This is a genomic window from Kitasatospora sp. NPDC023120 (assembly GCF_055560835.1).
On record NZ_JBVHHY010000093.1, the window covers coordinates 1 to 2,757 of the forward strand.

Here is a 2,757-nt window from a genome sequence, read left to right on the forward strand (position 1 = left end):
CTTGTCCTTGATCGACGCGATGGCCTTCTTGGATGGCTTGGTGTAGACGTAGTGCTTCGTGGTGCCTCGCTTCCGTTGGCGGCGGATGTTGTGCCGTCGGGTAGCCGGGGCCCATTGCTGGACCCCGGCCCCCTCAGAACCGGGCGTGCCCGCTTTCCAGGCACCACGGCTCAAGCAAGCCCCGAGGACGACGAGGTTTCCGCGTCGGCGTCATGGCTGGTGCACCGTCTTTCCGGCAAGGATCTGCCGTCGGCAGTGCGCGTGGAGGAGTCGGTAGAAGGTCCGGTCCTGGCCGTCGACCTGTTCGACGATGTGCTGTTTGGCCAGCACTCGCCGGACGGTCATGAACCACTGTTCCCACTCGCGTGGGCTGCGCGGCTCGTGCTCGGCGTGCAGTAGGAACTCCCCGCATGCGGGACAGCGTCCGCCTTGGCTTCGCAGAAGCCGGGCGGTGTGCTCGTCCACGGGCGGGGCCTTCTTCTTGCGCCGCCGTTCGGTCCGGTACTCGGCCAGGGCGGGGTCATCCGGAGATGCTCCGCCGAGGACCGGGATGTGCCGGACGATCTTCGTCCAGGCGAACTTGGTGAGGTAGGCGCCGCTGTTGCGGTCGCCGAATACCCACCGGTCCTGCCGGGACTTGTGGAACTCGCCGAAGTACCGGGTCGCGACCCAGCCCCTCGACTTGTTCGGATGCGAGCGTCTGGCCCACCGGTAGGTGAGGTGCCAGACATGGTGGTCCAGGCCGGTGAAGACCCGGCCGGAAACCACGCTCCGGTAGTAGGCCGACCATCCCCGGACGACCGGGTTGAGCCGGAACACCACCGCGGCCGCGTTCGCGCCGTGCATGGAACGCACGTCGGCGGTGAGCCGCTTCCGGAGCCGCTTGACCGACTCCTTGCTGGGGGTGATGAGCAGTTTTCCACTGCCCTGCCGATCGACTCGGCGGCGGATGTCGAAGCCCAGGAACGAGAACCCGTCCTCAACGTGGACGATGCGTGTCTTGTCCTCGTTGAAGCGGAGCCCCCTCGGCTCCAGCCACGCCGTGAGATTGGCCTTGACCTGCTCGGCCTGTTCACGGCTGTGGCACATCGCCACGTAATCGTCGGCGTATCTGACCAGCACAGGGCATCCCCTGACCGTCTCAGCGTCGCTACGGACGCTCGGCCGGTAGCGGACCCCTGCCGCGTGCTCCATTCCGTGCAGGGCCACGTTCAGCAGCACGGGGCTGATCACACCGCCTTGGGGAGTTCCCTCCTCCGTCGGTGTGAACTCGCCGAACTCGATCACGCCGGCCTTCAGCCAGGCACGGACCATGCCCCGTGCGGGGAAGGTTCCGAGACTGTCGAGAAGGTGATCGTGGTCGATCCGGTCGAATGCCCCGGCCAGGTCCGCGTCCAGGATCCATCGGCGCTTGCTGCGGTTGCCGCAGAGCGTCTTGAAGATGACCTCGATCGCGTCGTGGCAGCCCCGTCCGGGCCGAAATCCGTAGGACCTCGGCTCGAACCGGGCCTCCCACTCGGGTTCCAGGGCGTTCTTCACGCGTGCTTGCTGCACGCGGTCCGCGAGCACCGGAATCCCCAGGGGGCGCTGTTTCCCGTTCGCCTTCGGGATGAAGACCCGCTTGACCGGCAGGACTTCGAGGGGCGAGGCATGGCGGTGCAACCGCTCCGCCAGCTCCCCTCGATCGCGGGAGGTCAAGGCGACCTCTCCGTCGACGCCCGCCGTCTTGCGGCCAGCATTGCGCTGCGTGACCTGCCGCACGCTGACCAGCGTGTTGCTTCGGCTCCGCAGCATCAGCTTCTGCAGATTGCGGACCTTCTTGAGGTCCCCTTCCCTCGTCGCCTTGAAGATCCTCTGCCTCAGTCGCCGTACGTGGTCCTCGTGAGTGCGCCAGCTGATGGCGTCCCAGTCGGGGGCCGCGTCCTCCGGTCCGTTCACTCCGAGGGCCGCCATCGCGAGAGCGAATGCGTATGCCGTCATCTGTGTCCAACTTGTCCTTTGGTTCCGGTACTTCAGCTTTGGTGCGTCAAAGGCTCACCCGGTCCACGTCAGCTCCCTTTCGGGCCAGGCAGTTGCCTGTGTCCGGCCGGTTATGCGAGACGACCGCGAAGGGTGCGGCCATGTTGTCCCGGTTTCCCGTCGCCTTTCGGCGTACCGGCATTGGCTTCTTGGACCGTCCTGCTCCCGCCGGGGAGTTGGTCCTCCCTCACGGTCGGCTTACCGGGACATGTCCCGGACCCCGACGGGGTTGTCACGTTCCGCATGGCCGAGATCCGGCCGGGGTGGGCGCTCTCTGCACCCCGGGACGGCGGTGTTCGCACGGCTGGCTCCTAGTCACCAGCCGCCGCCTGCCGTTTCGCAACGGCCAGCCCTGCCCCCAGCGGTTCATCCCATCTCCGGGGGTATCGATGTCGAGGCATCAACGAGAGTTCGCGTCTGCTCACCCGTCCGGCCTTCCCCTTGCCTGTAGCCCCCGGATGGAGCGGGAGCCCTTGGGCGTCTTCCCTGAGCTTCGCACCCTGCCGTTACCAGCAACGCACGTCAGAGCGGGGACGGATCTGTGAACACTTGTCCGGAGCTACGCTGCTGTCATCGGTCTCAGCCCTCCAATCAGCGTGCTCGCTCGAACCATGCGACTTCGTGTCGCACCGAGGAAGTCGAGGCCCTCGTCGATGTGGACTACCCGGGTCTTCTCCGGTGCCAGCCGCAGCCCCAGCGGGGCGAGTACGGCTGCCACCTCCTCACGCAGGCCCTCTG

Annotated in this window: 1 protein-coding gene; it reads right to left on the reverse strand. The window is 66.7% G+C overall.

The window, feature by feature from the left end; all coding sequences use genetic code 11:
- Positions 1 to 210: 210 nt before the first annotated feature.
- A complete protein-coding gene (gene ltrA / locus ACZ3TI_RS40795; protein ID WP_465735626.1) occupies positions 211 to 1,980 on the reverse strand; it encodes a group II intron reverse transcriptase/maturase in 1,770 nt (589 codons plus the stop codon).
- Positions 1,981 to 2,757 lie beyond the last annotated feature (777 nt).